This is a genomic window from Comamonas sp. FG99, from assembly GCF_057808605.1.
In genome coordinates this window covers 1-19562 of record NZ_JBMDII010000047.1, presented here as the reverse complement: position 1 = coordinate 19562, position 19562 = coordinate 1, and the positions used below count along the sequence as shown (strand labels likewise).

The window sequence follows — 19562 nt, the reverse complement described above, 5'->3', positions numbered from 1 at the left end:
CCATTGCGGGGGATCAGACCGGGCGGATGTCGATCTGCCGGCCCAGCGAGACCCAATGCTCCGTGTCCTTCAGCACAAACTCGTGCACCTTGTCCGGCTCGATCGCCAGCCCCTCGGCGCCGCGTGCGTTGAGCGAGGCCAGGTACTCGGGGCTGGTGATGCTGCGGTAGAGCGCGGCGCGCAGCCTGTCCACCACCGGCGCGGGGGTCTTGGCATGGATCTGCAGCGACAGCCAGAACCGCAGGTTGACCGCCGGGTAGCCGCACTCCTGCATGGTGGGGATGGCCGGCAGCTGCGGCGACCGGCCCTGCGAGGTGATGGCCAGGCCCTTGAGGCGCTTGCCCTGGATCGGGCCGAGCGAGGTGGTCATGCTGTCGAACAGGAAATCCACGTTCCCCGCCATCACGTCGGCGCTGGCCGGTGCGCTGCCCTTGTAGGGCACGCCCACCGCCTCCATGCCCGCGTTCTTGAGCAGCAGCGCCGCATAGATGTGCGGCGAGCTGCCCGAGCCGAAGGTGGCGTAGCTCAGCTGGCCGGGCTTGCGCCTGGCCAGCTCGACCAAGTCGGCCAGCGTGCCCACCTCCAGTTTCGTGGGGTGCACGACCAGCACGTTGGGCACCACGGAGACTATGCCCAGCGTGAGGAAATCGCGCGTGGGGCTGAAGCGCAGGTTGGGGTACAGCAGCGGGTTGATGGCCTGCATGCCCACGGTGTTGAGCAGCACGGTGCTGCCGTCGGCCGGGGCATCGGCCACCAGCTGGGTGCCGATGTTGCCGCCCGCGCCGGGCTTGTTCTCCACGATCACGTTCTGGTCCAGCTCCCTGGCCAGGTGGACGGCGGCCAGCCGGGCCGAGAAATCGCCCGGGCCGCCCGGGGCGAAGGGCACGACGATGCGCAGCGTCCTGTCGGTGCTGGCCCGGGCCGGCATTTGCGCGCCCCATAGCGCCAGGCCCATGCCCGTCAATGCGGATCGGCGGTTCAGCGTCATCCTGGTGTCTCCTGCGGTGTAGTTGGCGAGACTCCAATGTGGCCAGAAATGCTATAACCGTCAAAGACGAAAATTTGATATCAGGTATCAATGTCAGTTATGACATTACGGCCGTGAGCCTGCCAGGTTCTCCCGGCCATGCAACCGCTGCGCAAGATCACGCCCCATGCCCATAGACCTCCGCAACCTGCAGTGCTTTCTGGCCGTCTGCGCCGCCGGCTCGATCTCGAAAGCCGCGCAGACCATGTACATCGCGCAGCCCGCCATGAGCATGCACATCAAGGGGCTGGAAGAGGGCCTGGGGCTCAGGCTGTTCGAGCGCACCGCGCAGGGCGTGAAGCCCACCGCGGCCGGACTGCGGCTGGAGCGGCATGCGCGGACGCTGCTGGCCCAGTTCGGCCAGGCGCTGGACGACGTGCGGCGCATGGACGCTGCGCCCAGCGGCCCGCTGAACGTGGGGCTGCCCCAATCGATGGCCAAGCTGCTGACGGTGCCCCTGGTGAACGGCACGCTCGCCAGGTGGCCGGAGGTGCGGCTGCAGGTGGCGGAGCTGAGCACCGGCTACATCCCCCAGCAACTGCTGCAAGGGCAGATCGACATCGGCATCACCTTCCAGAAGCATGGCAGCAGCGGCCTGGTCTATGAACCGCTGGCCGACGAGACCCTGGTGCTGATCGCTCCGCCGGGCCGCCTGGCCGCGAAGGGCCGGGCCGCGAACGCGCTGCCCAGGGTGCGCTTTGCGGCGCTGGCGCACTATCCGCTTATCCTGCCGGCACCCGAGCATGGGCTACGCATCCTGCTGGACAAGCTCTCCGCCGCGCACCACTTGCAGCTGGCGCCGGTGGCCGAGGTGAATGCCATCCACCAGATCATCGACCTGGTGGCCGATGGCGTGGGCTGCAGCCTGCTGTCCTATGCAGCGGTGTTCCAGGAGATCAAGAGCGGCAAGCTGTCGGCGGCCGAGATCAGCCACCCCGCCATATCGCGCCCGGTGTACATTGCCCGCCGCTCCACCGAAGGCCCCGGCATGGCGCAGTCGAGCGTATGCAACCTGCTCAGGGCGATCGCGGCCGAGCTGATCGGCAACGGCAGCTGGCCCGCGCGGCTGATGAAGAATGATTGAGCCGCATTCGCATGTCTGAACCCGCATGATTCGCGAGACAACAGTCGTTTGCGGGTGGATGGGAGCTTCATTCACGCGTCTTCAAAAGCAATGATTGGAGACACACATGAAGGCCACCTTTGTCTGCTGTTCTGTGCCGCCCTGGCTTGCTGCACCTATGCTCCGGCGGCGGCACAGACCTGGCTCTAGATGCGTGTATGTCCATCTCGCTCATTGTTTGGTTGTGCCTCTGGCGGACGGGGTCACGTGCTTTGCTGCGGCGTCCGCTTAGCGTGGATCCCGTTGCCACTTTGGCAGGTGAGGAGGCCTTGCTTGGAGGGAGGTGCGTATGAAGTTGGCCGCAGGCTTGACGGCGATGCTGTAGCGAAGATGGGTTGGGATACTGACGGAATCCACCGATCGTCTAAACGCGTCTTACATCCGCCCCTATATAGGGCGAGAAACAAAAATCCCGCTACCTTTTGGATAGCGGGATTTCCGGAGACAGGAATCAAACAAATTTATAAGTCATTGATTTGTATACGTTTCATTGACTATAACAAATTGGGGATACACATAGGGATACAGGAAAGTTGCTGCTGAAAAATTAGGCAGTAGATTTGTGGCCGCCACACAACGGCATCACTGCTCATTTTTTAAGCATCTGGAAAATGCGGGAAAGCGTGTCTTTCATCCTCCCGCTTCACCATCCAGTTCGGCGTTTCAGGCGCGGAAGGGTAGGCCACTTTCCTTGCCCCCGAATTGGAGGTCTGCACCACCGTTCCGGTGTTCCGGGTCATGCACCCCTCTCGAAAGCCGCGCCAGCATTGGTAACGCAATTTTGCGTCGGTGCGCAATTTTGCTCAGTGTGAGCTAGGCACACTTTGGGCGAGCCTACATACCCGGAAAAGCAGGAATGTAAAACCTCAGGGGCGCGATTTGGCACGATCTTTAACTTCCTCCAATGATGGAAGTTGACCTCGCGGGCGTGTGCGCGACTGGTCACTTGGAATATCCTCAAATTGAGGTTATTCCACCCTCGCGGGCGCAACCATGTGCTGACGCAAACCGGGAGAATCCCGCATTTGCCATCACGCCTTCTTGGTCAGATTTCAAATCTGACTTCTGCACGAATCTGTGCAGTTGATGCTGGCTCAAAAGTGAGCCGGGGTGTCCGCTGAACTAAGGAGACCCACCCCACAACGACAAAGCCCCGCTGGGCGAACCATGCGGGGCAATGCTTTCTGATAGCTGAGCCTAAGAAATCTCGTCAGCCTGCATGAACGCTTCTATGCGCTCGGGGGTCTCATCCCGGTAGACGCGAATCCACGAGGGCACCCGCATACCGTCTCTGGGGAGTAACTTCTCCAGGCGGTTGTCCAGGCTGTCTATCGACTCGTCGGGATGGCGGGTGATCTTCTTGGCGTCGTTGCCGTAGTCCATGATGCCGATGCACTCGCGCTCGTCACGGTCATCACGGCTACCAGTTCCACCAGCGCCCATCACGCTGATGATGATGACTCTGGGCAGTGAGTCCAAGTCCTCCACGCCCATCACCATCTCTAGCTTCTTGATCCGGTTCCCGAGACTCATCGGCTCCCCCTCATGTCATGAGCCTGTTGCTCAAGCTGGTTGATGCGTTTCTCCAGTTCCCCCGTCTCGATGGCCGTCCTGAGAAGGTTCAGGACGTAGGCCAATCGGCTTCCGTCTTGTGTAGGAATCTGGCCGGACTTCATCTGTCGATAGAGCCTTGCCAGTTCCCGTGACACATCGTCAGCGGTACGCAGTGGAATGCGCAGACGGGGGGTAGGAGCCTCCAAGACTTCAACGCCATCAACGACTATCAGTTCGCCTGCATCGTCTTTTTCGGCCATCTATCGTGCTCCTTTGCTACTTATTCAGCCGCTTGCTCTGCGGCTTGGCGGTCGGCCATGACCTGCGTCATCGTCTCCGTGGAGCCGGGAATCTTCCAGCCCTTGCCGAACATGCGCACCAGCTCGGAGATAGGTTCCTGCGCATCAGCCTGCAAAGAGTCGATGGCACCTTGAACCGCATTTCGAGCCGTGGCAATCGCTGCGGCATCGTCGGCATAGGCTGCTGCTGTTGCCGGGTCTGCCAAGCTCATGCGGACAGTCTCAAAGGTCTTCTCATCCATGCCCGTCAACTCCTTGGGCAGTCGCACCAGAGCTTGCTTGGCTCGGTCACTCCAGCTCATGGACACTACCGTCGTGATGGGTGGGTTCTCGCGGTACATGCGTGCGATCTCCAGATCAATGACCGCATCGGCGGGAGTCTGCTCGGGAATCTTCACCATCGAGCCAGTGTTCTCGCGGTACTCGGCCTCCATCTTGAGCACGGCCTCGGCGGTGGATTTGAGATTGCTCAGGGCATTGGATGCCGCTTGTTTGATGCGGTTGCGCTTGCCTTCGTTGCTCAATTCGCGGTCGTCGTTGACCTTATCTCGTTGGGCGGTGAAGCGGCTCATGAGTCCCGTGGAACTGCTCAAGGCTTCGGGGTCGATGGCCTTCCATGCGCGATTCACAAGTGGGGAAGCGTTGGTGTCTACGCCGTTGGGCCAAATTGCCTTGATGCGGCCATTGACGCGGAAAGTGGTGATGTTTGTCATGTGTTTAATCTTTCAAAATGATGTGTTGGTGAGTGTGTGGAGTGCTGTCTCGCGCACCGGAAGCGCGTGCCGTACAGCCAGACATGGGGAGGTGCCGCTCATGTCAGCACGCCTCCTGATATGCACGCCACAGTGCCAGGCCGTCACGACAGCGCTCTCCATACATGCCGCCACGGCCAGCAGCGATGCATGTGGCGCAGCCGAAGTGATGCGAGTAGTACGTCGCGGCAAGCTGGTGCCAGTCCTGTTTCTGAGGCTCGGTCTGATCGTCGTTCGCGGCTTCCAGCAATGCGACCAGCTCGCCTTTGTGATTGCGTATCAGCGTGCGCAGATCGTCATTCAAGAGGCTGGCCGGACTCACCTTAACGGCGTGTTCTGGAGTCAGCTCAAGTACCAATCCGGCATCGAGCAAGGTGTCCAAAACGGCGGCGGCAATCATTCGAATACCTCCACGTCAGCAGCGTTTTCGACTTGATCGACTTGGGTGATTTCGCCCGAAGATGCCCCGAAGGTGCCCAAGATGCCCTGTTTTGAAAGTTGGGCACCTTGGGCATCTTCGAGGGCATCTTCGCCTTCTCCGACCGCTGCGAGCCATTCGGTTTTGGGCACAAATCCGTCCGGCAGAGACCAATACCAACCGTCACCCAGACCACCTTTTCGAGGTTTGATTCCCATCTTTTCGCGCACGGTGCGGATCTGCTTTTTGCTGTATCCCATGCTGACAATCGCAGCTTCGACCTGTTTGCTCTGGCGGCAACCATCCTTGAGCTCAGCCCACATGAGCATGGGCAAATCCGTCTTGCCCGCAGAGACTTCTTCAATCTCTTCATCGGGGTCGGTCAGCAGGTCACGCGCACTACCTTGGACAGCCTTTCCCCATGAGATGCAAGAGGCTTGAATGCCAGGGATTGGTTCACGTTGCTCCAGGTGATATTCAAACCCTCCGTCGTCCGGGCCGATGTTGGATTTGCTGCGAGCAAGAATTCGAGCATCCTCTCCATCCTCCACGCTCTTGACCTTTGCAGCGACCAACACGATGCGAGCGACAGCAGTGAATGCCACGCTACCCACCACGCGCTGAGCTGGGTCTGTACCTTGCCCACCTTTGGCGAAATGAGTGATGCCCAGCACCGCGCAATCGCAGGAGTCGGCCAGATCTACCAGTGGTTGCAGTGCTCGGCGAACTTCGGTGTTCTTGTGACTGTCGCCGGTCACAGCAGACACGACCGGATCTACCACCAGCAAGCGAACACCGCCGATAGCGTCGATGGCTTCACGTAACTGCTGCAGGTCTCGCGCTGGGTCAAAAGGCACCACCACGCCGTCACGCATCGCACCCTTGACGAAGTGGCAGCGCGAGCGATCAGCACCAGCAGCCAGCAATCGAGGAAGCAACGTATCGGCGGGGTCGTCTTCACCGCTCCAGATCAACACATTGCCTTGAGCGCAGCGCTCACCATCTGGCCATCGCCCGCCAATGGTCACAGTTGCCGCCATTGCCAGTGCAATCGTTGTCTTGCCCTGACCAGGAGCGCCTGCAAGGATGTGCAGCTTCTTGAGCGCGAGCCAGTATTTCCAAAGCCATGCGACCGGCTGCGGTGTGAGGTCTGACCCACTGACCAACACCACGCGATCCATGGGCACATGCTGAGCCATATCGATGGCTTCTGTGATGGCATTCATTGAGATGCCTCCTTCTCTTTAATCAAGCGGCGGACATCGTTGAAATCCGAATCCTTCGGGCCACGTTGCAGGCCGGAGAAATCAGGCACGGCCAGCAGGCCGCCGACAGCGCGAGCGGCTTCTGTAGCTGCTTGCATGCCGGGATTGCCGGGTGTCGCGTGATCGTCATCAGCGCAAATAACCAAATCCACGCATGGAAATTTGGCTCTCAGCGCCTTGGCTACCGGCAGTAAATTGCCCGAATTGAATGCGATCGCCGTCGCGTGTCCGCTGTCTTCGAAAAGAGTCAGGCCGGTTGCAACACCTTCGCAGATCAGCACACGGCCCGATGGCCTGCCGATGCTGAAATAGCAGCCCTTCACACGGCCACCGCTGATGAAGCGCTTATCACCCTCTGCCGTGATCGTTTGCAGGCTGTGCAGCACGCCATTGGCATCACGCAGCGGCACCAGCAGCAGGCCACCGAGAGCACGCAAGCCATGGGCCTTCACCCCCTTGGCGCTCAGGTAGGGATGCTCTGCAACGGGCTGAGATTTCAGCCACTGCTGTGCGGCCTCTGCTGCGGCCTGAGCCTGCTTCTCGCGCTGCTCGGCGTCGTGTTGCTTGCGCAGTGCATCCATGCGGCGCTTGTACGCTTTGCGCTCGGTTTCTGACAGTTCACGCTCATGGCGATTGCTGGCGATGAAACCGCATTTGAAGCAGTGAGCAATGCCGTGTTCCGGGGCAATCACGGTCACGCCCATATCGCGCTTCTTGGGCTTCGTGCCGCACGCTGGGCACATGATCCGATGGTCACCGACCGGCAACTCATTCCAAGGAATTCGAGGTGTCATCCGGCCTCCACGATGTTGTCAGCGGCTTGCAGCTTTTTGATTTCATCGAGTGCGGCCTCCAGCGACTTGATGAGCGACCCAGCCTTGGATGAATTGATCGTTGCACCGACGCGCACGTACTTCGCCGCATCCCGTGCCACCTTTGCAGCCTTCTGGAAGGTTTCTTCGGCCTTGCTACGTGTTTCCTTGCAGGGGATATAGCCGATGCTCTTTGCACGAACTGGTGCGACGGGATCGGTAGAGATCGCCTTCATCGCCTCACGCAGGGGCAAATCGGCAACGCGTTGCCGTTCTGCTTCCGGCAGCGCAGGAAATGCCGTTGCCAGCTTCATGTAGCTGCGGGCCGTGCGCGGCGCGACCGTGCAGTTTTCACTGAGCCAGTTCTCCCACTGTCCATGAGGAACTTGCTCTTTCGCCTGAACCAGCAAAGCGCCAGCTTCGAGAGCGCACTCCATTGCGCCGCGAGCTTTGAGCTCGGCCTCGTGCACCTTGTCGTTGATGGCTTGCGCCAGTGTTGTCGCCACCGCGTTCATGCTGCACCGCCTTTCAGAGTCGCCCAGTGATCGAACAAATCACGCGGGCCTACAAACTCACGTTCGCGCTTGTCGTAGTCCACTTCCGGCGCGATGAACAGTTCGAGGATGGATGCGGCGTGCTGCAAGGCTTCTGCATCGCCTTCGCGCATCCGGGAGCCAGCGATTGCGCGGCGTACAGCTTCAAGTGCTGCGGCTGCTTGCTGGTGGTGTGTGAGGTGGGCGAACTTGGTCATGCTGCACCTCCGATCACATGCAGAGCGTCACCCTGTTGCTGCACGAGGTGGGCAAAGGCATCCGCCAAATCCTCAAGGCGGTAATACTCTACGAACTCGCAACGAGGCTTCAAGCACTCAGGCGGTTTCACGTCGCCATAGGTAGTAAGCGTTTGGTGGTGTTGCTCGATGCGCACCAATTCCTGATACGCATGCAGCCCCGTCGCCAAACCCTGTGCAATGCTCTGGAGCGCAAACATGCGGTCGATAGCCTCCGTGCGTGCTTTCTGTTGGCAAGGCTCCGCCTTCACCGCACCGTTGGCGGCGTTGTGTTGTGTGCTCATGGGTTAGCCCTCCGTGCTCAGATCGAGACTGCGCAGGGCAGCAATAGCCTGTTGAGCGGCTTCGAGGTCTTGGAGCGCGAATGCGTACATCGGCTCGTCGGACATGATCAGAACCTTGCAGCGGTTCAGCATGTTGACGGCACGCATGTGCAATTGGATGGGGTCGGGGTTGCCCGTTGTGGGCGTGGGCGCAGAAGTGTGCGCGTGTGCGGTGATGGCCATGATTGGCTCCAAGCTGGTTCGGTTTGCATCAGCTACCGCTCCACTTCCACATGGGGGCGGTAGCTCGGACGGGTGTGGAAGACCGGGAACCCGCTTGCGCGAACCGGCAGGGTGCAAACCCTCCCATCCGAGCCACCATAAAGGGGCACGAACAAAAAAGCCGCATTCCAATGCGGGAACTGCGGCTTTCGTCGCAGCGAGTTCAACGGACTTCCACATCCGATCACGCTTTACTGACGTGACGACGCTATTGTAGACCGACTCGGAAAAATCGCAATAGATCATTGCGCACCTCCCACAGCGGTCAGAAAGCTGGCCAATGCCGCTACGTCAGGGCAGAAGCGGGCCATGCCCCAGCGGGTCACCATGAAACCACCGTCAGCGAGCTTGTGCGCGGCATAGCCCGCCAACGCGTATTTGGCGGCGAGGGTGGCGAAGGTCTTTTCTTCGGTGGTCATCAAGCCACCTCCAGGCGCTGGGCCTTCTTGGACTCGATCCAAGCGTGGATTTCAGACTGATCGAAGAACACCGCAGCTTGGCGGGTTTCGCCCATCTTGATCGGGCGCGGGAAGCTGGGATCGCCAGCAACCAGTTTTTCCAAACCGCTCTTGCTCAGGTCGAGAACCTTGGCGGCGGTGTTTTTACGGTACAGGGCCATGTGTAAGCGTCCTTACGCTTGTTGAACATGGTTCCGTATTTTTCTCATGCACGCAGCATTGAATAGCCGGGGAGCTTCACAAAACCTGCCCACCTCAGAAGCGTAGGGGGTGGGTAGGCTATTCCCTTCGTTCTTCAATCTACCAAGACGGAAAATTGGTCGAACCCAATATCCATGCGGGTTTCGAAGGGGTGGGTAGGCTATTCGTCGGGGGTGGGTGGGTTCGCTTTTGAGGGGGTTTTGGTCGCCCCGCCTTTTTTATTCCAGTTTGCAGAGACAGCAATTCGGCTCTTTGCTTCGTTGCTCAATTTGCTGTGCTCCGGGTGCGCTTCAAGGGCCGACATGATGGAATCTTTGACAGACTTCGCGCCTTCATGTGCCCCGGTCGTCACCACAGCCTCCCATACTTCCACTCCGGCGCGAAGTTCAACCGGGTGGCAAGGGTGGTCTGTGTCGAGAAATGAGGGTTTCGGAAGGAGCGGGATTTCTGGCTCAGGCTGGACAGCCTCAGCCACAACAATCGTCGGTGGCTTCGCTTTTGCCGCTTGAGTAAGACTCTGGCGATAGGATGGAATATTTTTGCTTTGCGCCCATTTCAAAAATGCCGCTTGCTTGACGCGGGTCATTTCCGATGAAATGTAGAGAGGCTCTGGAATACTGGGGAACTCAATTTTGTTCGTCCAGCAGTTTCCGTTTTCATCCGTGTGCTCTTCCCAAGCATCTGTGAATGGCAGAGTGCCAGCGCACACCGCTTCTTTTGCAGCCCGTAGGAACAACATGGCTTTTTTGTACTGCGTTGGGTGAATCAGTTCCCTAAGATTTTCAAGAGGCGTTCCGGTGTGCTCTATCGGATCAATTGCGGCCCAAAGCATGGCTGCTTCTTCCAGTGTCCACACTTCGACGTACCGCCAATCCGATAAGTCCGGCAATTGCTGTAATTCCATCGCATCCCTCATGCGCCCTGAAAAAGATTGCCAGCCCAGCCCGTCAGGGAAACGGGTTTTCGGGGATCAGCCTAGGGCTGGCAGAAACTCATGCTAACTGAACGTTGGCAATGCCACTGACAGCCAGCACATCAACCTGATCGGCCCACCACTGCAACAACTCGCGGCGCTGAGCTAGATACTGCGCTTTGTTGTAGACGCCTTCGGTTCCTTTGACTTTGTGGGCGAGGGCGCTGTCAACGATTCGATAGTCCTTCCCAGCTTCATTCGCTGCGGTGCTGAACAGGTGGCGCATGCCGTGGGGCGTCTGCCTGTCCTTGTAGCCCATGCGGTTCAATGCTTGGTTGAACGTCATGTTGCTGGCGGGCGTGTTGATCGGGTCGTCCCGGCCCGGAAACAGCCAAGGGAAATTGCCGCTGTACTCGCGCAGTTCAGTGAGCAGCCGGACGGCTTGGCGGGGTAGGGGGAGCATGAACTCGCGGCGTTCTTTCTTCCGGTCGGCGGCAATCGTCCACAACCCGGCCTTGAGATCGAACTCATCCCATCGAGCCTGTCTCAATTCGCCGGGGCGTACAGCCAGCAGCATCAGCAATTGCAAGCCAATAGATACGGGGCGTGCGCCGTGACTGCGAACGTCTTGGATCAGTCGCGGGGTTTCCGCTGGTGTGACGTGCGGATAGTTCTCGGCGTCGCCAGTGGCGAGAAACTTGTGCTGGCCCTCAATGGGGTTGTATTTGATCCAGCCTTGAATCTGGGCGAAGGTGTATGCGTCTCGGCAGTAAGAGCGAATCTTGCTCAGGGTTTCCAGAATGCCCAGCTTCTCCATGCCCTTGAAGTGTGCAAACCATTCGTCTGGTTGAATGTCGCGGTAGGCCCGTTGACCCATCGCGGGGATGACGTGGCGGTCGAGCATGCCCTGTGCTCTGCGGAAGTTGTCGGCAGTCCACTTGCCGCGCTTGGTGTCGATCCACGCGGCCATCAGACCAGCCAGAGTGTCAGACGCGTCAACAATGCCCTCTGCGGCCTTCTTGGCAATGGATAGGGATGTCCCATCGCTCCGGGCCTTCTGCATCAGCTCTGCGGCTTTCTGGCGGGCCTGCTGGCCTGAGAGATGGTGTGACCCTTTGCCGTAGCCGCCAAGGCCAAGCCAAGCCCATTTGCCATCCGGTTTTTTGTACCGGAGTTGCCAGTCCTTGCCGCCGTTCACCTTGACGCGAAGGTAAACGCCGTCAGCGTGAAGTTCCCGATAGTCCACGCTCTCCGGCTCAAGAGCTTCCACCACGGTATCAGCCAGCGGGCGGCGCTTGATCTCTGATCGCTTCATGGCTTGTATCCCTGTTTGTTAGAAGATTTTTTGAGGATACAGATAGGGGTACAAGAAATCAAGGCCTGTACGGGTGCGTTTGTTGGCTTGGGTGGGCTTGCTTCTATAGCTAAGTTGTTGATTTGCAAACAAAAAACCCACATGTGTGGGCATGTGGGTTTATGTTTGTGGTGCCGGAGACATGAATCGAACACGCGACCTTCTCATTACGAATGAGCTGCTCTACCGACTGAGCTACACCGGCGTAAGACTATCGATTATATCAGGAATGGTAGCTGGTTACGCGCTCGACTTCATTTTTTGAACCCAGGACGACGCTGACGCGTTCGTGCAGCTTGGTGGGCTGCACGTCCAGGATGCGCTGGCGGCCGTTGGTGGCCGCGCCGCCAGCCTGCTCGACCAGCCAGGCCATGGGGTTGGCCTCGTACATCAGGCGCAGCTTGCCGGGCTTGTTCGGCTCGCGCTTGTCCCAGGGGTACATGAAGATGCCGCCGCGGGTGAGGATGCGGTGCACGTCGGCCACCATCGAGGCGATCCAGCGCATGTTGAAGTCCTTGCCGCGCGGGCCTTCGCTGCCTGCCAGGCATTCATCCACATAGCGTTTCACCGGGGTGTCCCAGTGGCGCATGTTGCTCATGTTGATCGCGAATTCCTTGGTGTCCTCGGGGATGCGCACGTTTTCCTGCGTCAGCACGAAGCTGCCCATCTCGCGGTCCAGCGTGAACATGGCGACGCCGTCGCCCACGGTGAGCACCAGCGTGGTCTGCGGGCCATAGACGCAGTAGCCTGCGGCGACCTGCTTGCTGCCGGCCTGCAGGAAGTCCTCCTCGGTCACGCCGGGGTGGCCCTCGGGCTTTTTCAGCACGCTGAAGATGGTGCCGATGGAGACGTTCACGTCGATGTTGGACGAGCCGTCGAGCGGATCGAACAGCAGCAGGTATTCGCCCTGCGGGTAGCGGTTGGGCACGAGGTAGATGCTGTCCATCTCTTCGCTGGCCATGGCCGCCAGGTGGCCGCCCCATTCGTTGGCCTCGATCAGCACCTCGTTGGCGATGATGTCGAGTTTCTTCTGCACTTCGCCCTGCACGTTTTCGCTGCCGGCAGTGCCGAGCACGCCGCCCAGCGCGCCCTTGTTGACCGACTGGCTGATGCTCTTGCAGGCGCGGGCCACCACTTCGAGCAGCAGGCGCAGCTGGGCGGGGATCAGGCCGTCCACGCGCTGCTGCTCCACCAGGTAGCGCGAGAGGGAGATTCGTTGTTTCATGGCTGTCTTCTGGGTCGGAGGTTCGAAAATCAGTGGTTGAGCGCCTGCGTGACGATCTCGCGCACGTCGTTGCTCAGCTTGGGCTTGGCCGCCACCTTGGCGATGGCGTTGCCGGCCGCTGTGCGGTAGGGCTCGGCGAGCTTTTTCCAGCGGTCGAGCGCGCGCGCCAGGCGGGCCGCGACCTGCGGGTTGAAGCCGTCGATCTCCATCACCTTGTCGGCCCAGAAGGCGTAGCCCTCGCCGTCGGCGCGGTGAAAGCCGCCGGGGTTGCCGCTGCAGTAGCTGAAGATCACGCTGCGGGCGCGGTTGGGGTTCTTGAGGTTGAAGTCGGGCAGCTTCATGAGCTGGCGCACCGCGGGCAGGGCGCTGCCGTCCACGTCGGGCGCGCCGGCCTGCAGCGCGAACCATTTGTCCAGCACCAGGTCGTCGTGCTGGAACAGGGCGTGAAAGCGCGCCAGCGCCTGAGCCGCCAGCGGGCTGCCGCTGGCCACCAGGGCGGCGAGCGCGTTGTAGCGGTCGGTCATGTTGCCCGCATCCTTGAAGCGCTGCAGCGTCTTGCCGGGCCAGACCGTGTCGCCCGAGGCCTGGGCGGCCAGGCACAGCATGGCCAGCGCATGGCCGGCCAGCGCGCGGCGGCCGCTGCTGGTGGCGTCGGGCGTGTAGGCGCCGCTGTTGTGGTGCTGCTCGTAGGCCCAGGCCCAGTCTTCGCTCAGGTCGGTGGCGAGCTGGCGGCGCATGGCTTCACGCACCGCATGGATGCGCTGCGGATCGACGGATTCGAGCTGGTCGGTGATGTAGCTCTCGGACGGCAGCGTCAGCACCAGATCCTTGAAGGCGGCGTCGAGCTGCGGGTCGCGCAGCACGCCGCGCATGGCCTGGATGAACGAGTCCGGCAGCAGCCGCGCGTGCGCCGCGCCGTCGGCGATGGCCTGGAGCGCGATGCGCAGGCCCAGGCGCTGGCCGGCTTCCCAGCGGTTGAACGGGTCGGCGTCGTGCGCCAGCAGGTGGCGCAGTTCGTCGTCGCTGTAGTCGCATTCGAGGACGACGGGCGCGCTAAAGCCGCGCAGCAGCGATGGCGTGGGCGCTTGCGCAACCTGGCTGAACACCACGGTCTGCTCGGGCTCGGTCAGCACGATGGTGTGGCTGGTGGCTCCGCTGGCACCATCGGCGTGCAGTGGCAGTGCGCTGCCATCGGCGCCGACCAGGCCCATGGTGACGGGGATCACGAAGGGTTCCTTGGCCGGCTGGCCGGGCGTGGGCGGGCAGGACTGCGACAGCGTGAGCGCATAGGTCTGCGCCTGGGCGTCGTAGTGGCCGCGGGCGGCCACGCGCGGCGTGCCCGACTGGCTGTACCAGCGCTTGAACTGCGCCAGGTGCTGGGCCAGCGGCGAGCCGGGGTTGGCATCGGCGATCGCCTGGGCGAAGTCGTCGCAGGTCACCGCCTGGCCGTCGTGGCGCTCGAAGTACAGCTTCATGCCATTGGCAAAGCCTTCGCGGCCCACCAGGTTGTGCTGCATGCGCACCACCTCGGCGCCTTTTTCGTAGATGGTGACGGTGTAGAAGTTGTTGATCTCGACGTAGCTGTCGGGCCGCACCGGGTGGGCCATGGGGCCGGCGTCTTCGGGGAACTGCACGGTGCGCAGCACGCGCACGTCGTCGATGCGCTTGACGGCGCGCGCCGATGCGCCGCCCGCCATGTCCATCGAGAATTCCTGGTCGCGGAAGACGGTGAGGCCTTCCTTCAGGCTGAGCTGGAACCAGTCGCGGCAGGTGACGCGGTCGCCGGTCCAGTTGTGGAAGTACTCGTGGCCCACCACGCTCTCGATGTTGGCATAGTCGGCATCGGTGGCGGTGGCCTGGCTGGCCAGCACGTACTTGGTGTTGAAGATGTTCAGGCCCTTGTTCTCCATCGCACCCATGTTGAAGTCGCTGGTGGCGACGATCATGAAGCGGTCGAGGTCCAGGCTCAGGCCGAAGCGGGCTTCGTCCCAGGCGATGGAGGCCATCAGCGAATTCATCGCGTGCTCGGTCTTCTCCAGGTCGCCGGGGCGCACGTAGACTTGCAGCAGGTGTTCGTTGCCGGCGCGGCTCTTGATCTTCTGCTCGCGCGCGACCAGCTTGCCCGCGACCAGCGCGAACAGGTAGCAGGGTTTTTTGTGCGGATCGACCCACTTGGCGAAGTGGCGGCCCTCGTTGCCGGGGCCTTGCAAATCGCCTTGCTCCACCAGGTTGCCGTTGCTCAGCAGCACCGGAAACTGCTCCTTGCTGGCGCGCAGCGTCACCGTGTACATGGACATCACGTCCGGGCGGTCGAGGAAGTAGGTGATGCGGCGAAAGCCCTCGGCCTCGCACTGGGTGAAGAACGAGCCGTTGCTGGTGTACAGGCCCATCAGCTTGGTGTTCTTGTCGGGCGCGCAGGTGGTGAAGATCTCCAGCTCCACCGGATCGGCGCCGGATTCCTCCAGCGTGGGCAGGTTCTCCAGCACCAGGTCGCTGCCCTCCATCTTGAACGAGGTGCCGGCGCCGTTGACCAGCACGCGCGCCAGGTTGAGCTCGTCGCCGTTCAGGCGCAGCGGCTGCGCAGGCACGTCGGGGTTGCGGCGCACGCGCATCTTGTTGAGCACGCGGGTCTTGGCCGGGTCGAGGTCGAAGGTCAGGTCGACGGTGTCTATCCACCATGCGGGAGCCTGGTAGTCGGCGCGGTATACGGCCTGGGCTTGTCCTTCACGCATCATGGCGTTTCTCCAAAATCGGTTGGTTGGCAGCCGCCCGGCACGCGGCCGGGCGCTGGGGCGACAAGCGGCAGCTTACACGCCCTGCTTGAGCGAGGCCTCGATGAACACGTCCAGGTCGCCGTCCAGCACTTTCTGCGTGGCCGAGACCTCCACGTTGGTGCGCAGGTCCTTGATGCGGCTGTTGTCCAGCACGTAGGAGCGGATCTGGTGGCCCCAGCCCACGTCGGTCTTGGTGTCCTCGAGCTTTTGCTGCTCTTCCATGCGCTTGCGCATCTCGAAATCGTACAGGCGCGAGCGCAGGCGTTGCCAGGCCACGTCGCGGTTGCTGTGCTGGCTGCGGCCGTCCTGGCACTGCACCACGATGCCGGTCGGGATGTGCGTGAGGCGCACCGCCGAGTCGGTCTTGTTGATGTGCTGGCCGCCCGCGCCGCTGGCGCGGTAGGTATCGGTGCGCACGTCGGCCGGGTTGATCTCGATCTCGATCGAGTCGTCGATCTCGGGGTAGACGAAGAGCGAGGAGAAGCTGGTGTGGCGCCCGCCCGACGAGTCGAACGGGCTCTTGCGCACCAGGCGGTGCACGCCGGTCTCGGTGCGCAGCAGGCCATAGGCGTATTCGCCCTCGACCTTGATGGTGGCGCTCTTGATGCCGGCCACGTCGCCGGGCGTTTCTTCCTCGACCGTGGCCTTGAAGCCCTTGCGCTCGGCGTACTTCAGGTACTGGCGCAGCAGCATGCTGGCCCAGTCGCAGGCCTCGGTGCCGCCGGCGCCGGCCTGGATGTCGATGAAGCAGTTCAGCGGATCGGCCTCCTGGCTGAACATGCGGCGGAACTCCAGCTCCTCGATCATGGGGCGCAGCTTGTCGGCCTCGGCCTCGATGGTCATGAGGCCTGCCTCGTCGCCTTCTTCCTTGCTCATCTCATAGAGCTCGGCGTTGTCGGCCAGCTCGCGGGTGAGCTTGTCCAGCGTCAGCACCACGCCGTCGAGCAGCTTTTTTTCCTTGCCCAGTTCCTGGGCTTTCTTGGGCTCGTTCCAGACGTTGGGGTCTTCCAGCGATGCGTTTACCGTGCGCAGGCGTTCGTACTTGGCATCGAAGTCAAAGATACCTCCGTAAGTCCTGGGTGCGCGCGCTCAGGTCTTCGAGGGTGTTGCCGATCTGGTTGATGTGTTCTGCGTCCATGGTGCTAGCGTCCTGTCCTATTGCAATCAAGCCGGCTATTTTCGCATGGCGCGGGCAGCGGGGGCGCCGGGCAGGTTTTTAGCTGAAAACAGGGTTTGGATCATGACCATCGTGCGATGGCAGCTATCGTTTTTGTTATTTCCATGCAAACCGCGGCTGGTCGAAATGCGCCACCCGCGTGGCGCGGCCCAGCAGGCACACCTCGCGGAACTGGTACAGGAAGGCGGCGGTGGGCGCCGCGATCCAGCTCGATCCCACCGGCATGCGCAGCACCGGATGGGGCGAGTGCTCGGTGCGCTCCAGCATTGGCGCGTCCGCGCGCAGGAATTCGCGCAACGGGATGCGGTGGATGCTGGCCACTTCGCCCGGATTGGGGACGAGCGCGCGCGCCGCGCCAGCCCAGACCACCACCGGCGTGATCACGAAGCCCGAGCGGGTGGCATAGTCGTCCAGCCGGCCCAGCACCTGCCCGGGCGCCAGCGGCAGGCCCACTTCTTCGTGCAGCTCGCGTAGCGCGGCCGCTTCGGGCGATTCGCCCGCATCCATGCGCCCGCCGGGCAGCGCCCATTGGCCGGCATGCTGGCGCAGCTGCAGCGCGCGGCGGGTGAGCAGCAGCGCGGCGTCGCCGCTCCAGCCGGCGGGGGCGGCCATGCCGTCCAGCCCGGCGCCGGGGCCTTCGTCCACCACGGCCAGCGCGACCGCGGCGCGGGCCGCTGCCGGCCCGGGCGCGGCGCTGGCCAGGCTCTGCGCGGCAAAGCCGCTCAAGGCGGCCTGCAGTTGGGATCGGAGGCGGGGGCTGCGGTGCATGGGGCGCTGGGATGGGGCTGCTGCATTCTATGCGCGGGCATGGAGCGCCGGCCGGGCCGGCCGCCAGCCATGAATCCCGTAACATAGCCAGTCCGTGGATTCTGCCCATTCAAAAGTACAAAACATGCCCAGTGTCTTCCAGGGAGCCGGCGTTCTGTTCGCCATCGTGGCCATTTTCGGTGTCATCAACCTCAAGTACCTCAGGCGGCTCAACCTGCCCGATACCCTCGGCATCACCCTGACCGGGCTGGTGGCCTGCATCATCGTGTCGCTGATGGGGCTGACCCATCCCGGGATGGCCGACTACGCCAAGAAGCTGGTCACGCAGATCAACTTCAGCGAAGTCGTGTTCCACGGCCTGCTTGGCTTCCTGCTGTTCGCCAGTGCGCTGCATGTGGACTTCTCGCGCCTGCGCGAGCACAAGGTGGCCATCATCTCGCTGTCCACCTTCGGGGTGCTGATCTCCACCGCCGTGGTCGGCGTGGGCATGTACTACGTCACCGCGGCGCTGGGCCATCCGGTCTCGCTGCCGTGGTGCCTGGTGTTCGGCGCGCTGATCTCGCCGACCGACCCCATCGCGGTGCTGGCGGTGCTCAAGAGCGCCGGCGCGCCGCAGGCGCTGGAATCCAAGATCGCCAGCGAGGCGCTGCTCAACGACGGCACGGCCATGGTGACCTTCCTCACCCTGGTGGGGCTGGCCACCGGCGTGTCCGATTTCTCGCTGCCCCACGTCGGCACCCTGCTGCTGCGCGAAGTCGCCGGTGCCCTGGTGTTCGGCCTCGCGGCGGGCTATGCGGCCTGCTGGCTGCTCTCCGACATCGACAGCTATCCGGTGGAAATCCTCATCACGCTGGCGCTGGCCACGGGCGGCTACAGCCTGGCCGAGAGCCTGCATGTCTCGGCCCCGCTGGCGGTGGTGGTCATGGGCCTGGTGGTCGGCAACCATGGCGCGACCAACCACATGTCGGAAAAAACCCGCGAGCACTTGTTCAGCTTCTGGGGGCTGCTCGACGAGTTGCTCAACCTGATCCTGTTCGGGCTGATCGGCCTGGAGGTGATCGCGCTGTCGTTCGATTTGTCCATCCTCTGGGTGGGCCTGGCCGCCATCGCGGTGGTGCTGGCGGCGCGGGGCGTGAGCGTGGCCCTGCCCATGGCGGCGCTGCGGCGGTTTCGCCAGGTCAGCCCGCATGCGGTCAAGATCATGACCTGGGGCGGCCTGCGCGGCGGCATCTCGATTGCGCTGGCGCTGTCGCTGCCTGAGTTCGCGGGCCGCGACATGCTGATCGGCGTGACCTACCTCGTCGTGGTCTTCAGCCTGCTGGTGCAGGCCACCACGCTGGGCCGCCTGGTGCGCCGCTGTGCGTTGCCTGAGACTTGAAGCCGCCTTCCCGGGGCGTGTCTCGGGGATTCAATCGCGCCCGGGGAAAACCCCTTGCAGCGCCACGCACCAGTTCATCACCACATGGGGGTTGCGCACTGAGAATGCCTGGCCCGCACCCCGGGTGCCTGAGTCATAGCCAAGGTTGGTGGCCGCATTGCCGGCCGCGTGCGGCCAGCAGCAGCGGGGTCAGCGGGCGCATGGTTCGCTCTTTTGCTTTTTCAGCCTCTGGGCGCGGCGCCAGCCGAGGCCGCCGGCCAGCAGCGACAGCAGGGCCTGCCCGCCTGCGCCCAGCGTGGGCACGGATTGCGCGGCAACCGGCTGGAATTGCGCGGCGATGCTGCGATTGCCCTGCACGTTGCTCAGGGTACAGGTGCCGCCATTCACGCTGTCGCAGCCGCTGGTCTGGACCAGCGCGTAGCCAGGGCTGGCGGTGGCCGTGCAGGTGGCGGTGCCGCCGTGGGCGAGCGTGCCGGGGCAGCTACCCCAGCTGCCACTGCCGGCAGGGCCGACGCTGGTGGTGATGGTGTAGGTGGGAATGGTGTAGCTGAGGGTGACCGAGCCGTCGCCGCCCGCAGTGCCGGCGGTGCCGGCATTGGGGGCGCTTGCGCAGCTGCCGTCGGTGGTGCTGCCGCCGCCACCGCCGCCGCCATCGTAGCTGCTGCCGGTGCCGCCGCCACCGCCGCCGCCCCAGCCGCTGCCGCCACCGCCGCCGCCGGGGGCGCCGCC

General features: G+C 62.5%; 22 protein-coding genes and 1 tRNA gene. 2 read left to right on the top strand and 21 right to left on the bottom strand.

From position 1 onward, the window contains the following. Positions 1-13 precede the first annotated feature (13 nt). Positions 14-988: a Bug family tripartite tricarboxylate transporter substrate binding protein gene (locus tag ACODRX_RS22790; protein WP_488873831.1), complete on the bottom strand. Its 975-nt coding sequence runs from the start codon at positions 986-988 to the stop codon at positions 14-16. 166 nt (positions 989-1154) lie between these two features. Here ACODRX_RS22790 and ACODRX_RS22785 point away from each other — a divergent pair, with 166 nt between their 5' ends. Then, positions 1155-2111: a LysR family transcriptional regulator gene (locus tag ACODRX_RS22785; RefSeq protein WP_488873830.1), complete on the top strand. Its 957-nt coding sequence runs from the start codon at positions 1155-1157 to the stop codon at positions 2109-2111. Positions 2112-3347: 1236 nt separating this feature from the next. On the opposite strand, the gene ACODRX_RS22780 is transcribed toward ACODRX_RS22785, so the two are convergent. The 19 genes from ACODRX_RS22780 to ACODRX_RS22690 all read right to left on the bottom strand — a co-directional run bounded on the left by ACODRX_RS22780 (position 3348) and on the right by ACODRX_RS22690 (position 17455). After that, positions 3348-3683, bottom strand: coding sequence for a hypothetical protein (locus tag ACODRX_RS22780; protein WP_488873829.1), 336 nt, complete (start codon positions 3681-3683; stop codon positions 3348-3350). Beyond that, positions 3680-3964 (bottom strand): hypothetical protein, encoded by a 285-nt coding sequence (locus tag ACODRX_RS22775; RefSeq protein WP_488873828.1) that lies wholly within the window; start codon positions 3962-3964, stop codon positions 3680-3682. The genes ACODRX_RS22780 and ACODRX_RS22775 overlap by 4 nt, the downstream gene beginning before the upstream one ends. Positions 3965-3984: 20 nt before the next feature. After that, entirely contained in the window at positions 3985-4716 is a 732-nt protein-coding gene (locus tag ACODRX_RS22770) for a hypothetical protein (protein WP_488873827.1), read from the bottom strand. A 103-nt stretch (positions 4717-4819) separates the two neighbouring features. Beyond that, positions 4820-5155 carry a hypothetical protein gene (locus ACODRX_RS22765; RefSeq protein ID WP_488873826.1) on the bottom strand — a complete coding sequence of 112 codons (336 nt, stop codon included), beginning with the start codon at positions 5153-5155 and terminating at the stop codon, positions 4820-4822. Next, positions 5152-6399 (bottom strand): AAA family ATPase, encoded by a 1248-nt coding sequence (locus ACODRX_RS22760; RefSeq protein WP_488873825.1) that lies wholly within the window; start codon positions 6397-6399, stop codon positions 5152-5154. The genes ACODRX_RS22765 and ACODRX_RS22760 overlap by 4 nt, the downstream gene beginning before the upstream one ends. Then, positions 6396-7232 carry a toprim domain-containing protein gene (locus tag ACODRX_RS22755; protein WP_488873824.1) on the bottom strand — a complete coding sequence of 279 codons (837 nt, stop codon included), beginning with the start codon at positions 7230-7232 and terminating at the stop codon, positions 6396-6398. Before ACODRX_RS22755 ends, ACODRX_RS22760 begins: the two co-directional genes overlap by 4 nt. Continuing rightward, positions 7229-7765: a DUF3102 domain-containing protein gene (locus ACODRX_RS22750; RefSeq protein WP_488873823.1), complete on the bottom strand. Its 537-nt coding sequence runs from the start codon at positions 7763-7765 to the stop codon at positions 7229-7231. The genes ACODRX_RS22755 and ACODRX_RS22750 overlap by 4 nt, the downstream gene beginning before the upstream one ends. Next, complete coding sequence (locus tag ACODRX_RS22745) at positions 7762-8001, bottom strand: hypothetical protein (protein ID WP_488873822.1); 240 nt, start codon at positions 7999-8001, stop codon at positions 7762-7764. The genes ACODRX_RS22750 and ACODRX_RS22745 overlap by 4 nt, the downstream gene beginning before the upstream one ends. Continuing rightward, complete coding sequence (locus tag ACODRX_RS22740) at positions 7998-8324, bottom strand: hypothetical protein (protein WP_488873821.1); 327 nt, start codon at positions 8322-8324, stop codon at positions 7998-8000. The genes ACODRX_RS22745 and ACODRX_RS22740 overlap by 4 nt, the downstream gene beginning before the upstream one ends. 3 nt (positions 8325-8327) lie before the next feature. Continuing rightward, a complete protein-coding gene (locus ACODRX_RS22735; protein ID WP_488873820.1) occupies positions 8328-8546 on the bottom strand; it encodes a hypothetical protein in 219 nt (72 codons plus the stop codon). 281 nt (positions 8547-8827) lie between these two features. After that, complete coding sequence (locus ACODRX_RS22730) at positions 8828-9004, bottom strand: hypothetical protein (protein WP_488873819.1); 177 nt, start codon at positions 9002-9004, stop codon at positions 8828-8830. After that, positions 9004-9204 (bottom strand): helix-turn-helix transcriptional regulator, encoded by a 201-nt coding sequence (locus tag ACODRX_RS22725; protein ID WP_488873818.1) that lies wholly within the window; start codon positions 9202-9204, stop codon positions 9004-9006. Before ACODRX_RS22725 ends, ACODRX_RS22730 begins: the two co-directional genes overlap by 1 nt. 200 nt (positions 9205-9404) lie before the next feature. After that, complete coding sequence (locus tag ACODRX_RS22720) at positions 9405-10148, bottom strand: hypothetical protein (protein ID WP_488873817.1); 744 nt, start codon at positions 10146-10148, stop codon at positions 9405-9407. Between the two features lie 88 nt (positions 10149-10236). After that, positions 10237-11472 carry a tyrosine-type recombinase/integrase gene (locus ACODRX_RS22715; protein ID WP_488873816.1) on the bottom strand — a complete coding sequence of 412 codons (1236 nt, stop codon included), beginning with the start codon at positions 11470-11472 and terminating at the stop codon, positions 10237-10239. Positions 11473-11640: 168 nt separating this feature from the next. Further along, positions 11641-11716 (bottom strand) — tRNA-Thr (locus ACODRX_RS22710). A gap of 18 nt (positions 11717-11734) precedes the next feature. Beyond that, positions 11735-12736: a class 1 fructose-bisphosphatase gene (locus ACODRX_RS22705; protein ID WP_488873815.1), complete on the bottom strand. Its 1002-nt coding sequence runs from the start codon at positions 12734-12736 to the stop codon at positions 11735-11737. Between the two features lie 29 nt (positions 12737-12765). Beyond that, on the bottom strand, positions 12766-15468 hold the full coding sequence (gene pepN / locus ACODRX_RS22700) for an aminopeptidase N (RefSeq protein ID WP_488873843.1): 2703 nt from the start codon (positions 15466-15468) through the stop codon (positions 12766-12768). A gap of 75 nt (positions 15469-15543) precedes the next feature. After that, positions 15544-16648, bottom strand: a protein-coding gene (gene prfB, locus ACODRX_RS22695) for a peptide chain release factor 2 (protein ID WP_488873814.1) whose coding sequence is annotated in 2 segments (ribosomal slippage) — positions 15544-16566 and positions 16568-16648 — 1104 coding nt in all. Because the reading frame shifts where the segments join, the coding sequence is not laid out codon by codon here. Between the two features lie 135 nt (positions 16649-16783). After that, positions 16784-17455, bottom strand: a complete 672-nt coding sequence (locus ACODRX_RS22690; RefSeq protein WP_488873813.1) for an NUDIX hydrolase — start codon at positions 17453-17455, stop codon at positions 16784-16786. A gap of 124 nt (positions 17456-17579) precedes the next feature. Between ACODRX_RS22690 and ACODRX_RS22685 the strand changes: the two genes are divergently transcribed. After that, positions 17580-18833: a cation:proton antiporter gene (locus ACODRX_RS22685; protein ID WP_488873812.1), complete on the top strand. Its 1254-nt coding sequence runs from the start codon at positions 17580-17582 to the stop codon at positions 18831-18833. Between the two features lie 189 nt (positions 18834-19022). On the opposite strand, the gene ACODRX_RS22680 is transcribed toward ACODRX_RS22685, so the two are convergent. After that, positions 19023-19562: IPTL-CTERM sorting domain-containing protein (locus ACODRX_RS22680; protein ID WP_488873811.1), on the bottom strand; the 540-nt coding region annotated here is incomplete at its 5' end.

Bases quoted from the DNA above. Each gene is read 5' to 3' on its own strand.
- ACODRX_RS22790 (WP_488873831.1), bottom strand. From the start codon at position 988: ATGACGCTGAACCGCCGATCCGCATTGACGGGCATGGGCCTGGCGCTA.
- ACODRX_RS22785 (WP_488873830.1), top strand. From the start codon at position 1,155: ATGCCCATAGACCTCCGCAACCTGCAGTGCTTTCTGGCCGTCTGCGCC.
- ACODRX_RS22780 (WP_488873829.1), bottom strand. From the start codon at position 3,683: ATGAGTCTCGGGAACCGGATCAAGAAGCTAGAGATGGTGATGGGCGTG.
- ACODRX_RS22775 (WP_488873828.1), bottom strand. From the start codon at position 3,964: ATGGCCGAAAAAGACGATGCAGGCGAACTGATAGTCGTTGATGGCGTT.
- ACODRX_RS22770 (WP_488873827.1), bottom strand. From the start codon at position 4,716: ATGACAAACATCACCACTTTCCGCGTCAATGGCCGCATCAAGGCAATT.
- ACODRX_RS22765 (WP_488873826.1), bottom strand. From the start codon at position 5,155: ATGATTGCCGCCGCCGTTTTGGACACCTTGCTCGATGCCGGATTGGTA.
- ACODRX_RS22760 (WP_488873825.1), bottom strand. From the start codon at position 6,399: ATGAATGCCATCACAGAAGCCATCGATATGGCTCAGCATGTGCCCATG.
- ACODRX_RS22755 (WP_488873824.1), bottom strand. From the start codon at position 7,232: ATGACACCTCGAATTCCTTGGAATGAGTTGCCGGTCGGTGACCATCGG.
- ACODRX_RS22750 (WP_488873823.1), bottom strand. From the start codon at position 7,765: ATGAACGCGGTGGCGACAACACTGGCGCAAGCCATCAACGACAAGGTG.
- ACODRX_RS22745 (WP_488873822.1), bottom strand. From the start codon at position 8,001: ATGACCAAGTTCGCCCACCTCACACACCACCAGCAAGCAGCCGCAGCA.
- ACODRX_RS22740 (WP_488873821.1), bottom strand. From the start codon at position 8,324: ATGAGCACACAACACAACGCCGCCAACGGTGCGGTGAAGGCGGAGCCT.
- ACODRX_RS22735 (WP_488873820.1), bottom strand. From the start codon at position 8,546: ATGGCCATCACCGCACACGCGCACACTTCTGCGCCCACGCCCACAACG.
- ACODRX_RS22730 (WP_488873819.1), bottom strand. From the start codon at position 9,004: ATGACCACCGAAGAAAAGACCTTCGCCACCCTCGCCGCCAAATACGCG.
- ACODRX_RS22725 (WP_488873818.1), bottom strand. From the start codon at position 9,204: ATGGCCCTGTACCGTAAAAACACCGCCGCCAAGGTTCTCGACCTGAGC.
- ACODRX_RS22720 (WP_488873817.1), bottom strand. From the start codon at position 10,148: ATGGAATTACAGCAATTGCCGGACTTATCGGATTGGCGGTACGTCGAA.
- ACODRX_RS22715 (WP_488873816.1), bottom strand. From the start codon at position 11,472: ATGAAGCGATCAGAGATCAAGCGCCGCCCGCTGGCTGATACCGTGGTG.
- ACODRX_RS22705 (WP_488873815.1), bottom strand. From the start codon at position 12,736: ATGAAACAACGAATCTCCCTCTCGCGCTACCTGGTGGAGCAGCAGCGC.
- pepN (WP_488873843.1), bottom strand. From the start codon at position 15,468: ATGCGTGAAGGACAAGCCCAGGCCGTATACCGCGCCGACTACCAGGCT.
- ACODRX_RS22690 (WP_488873813.1), bottom strand. From the start codon at position 17,455: ATGCACCGCAGCCCCCGCCTCCGATCCCAACTGCAGGCCGCCTTGAGC.
- ACODRX_RS22685 (WP_488873812.1), top strand. From the start codon at position 17,580: ATGCCCAGTGTCTTCCAGGGAGCCGGCGTTCTGTTCGCCATCGTGGCC.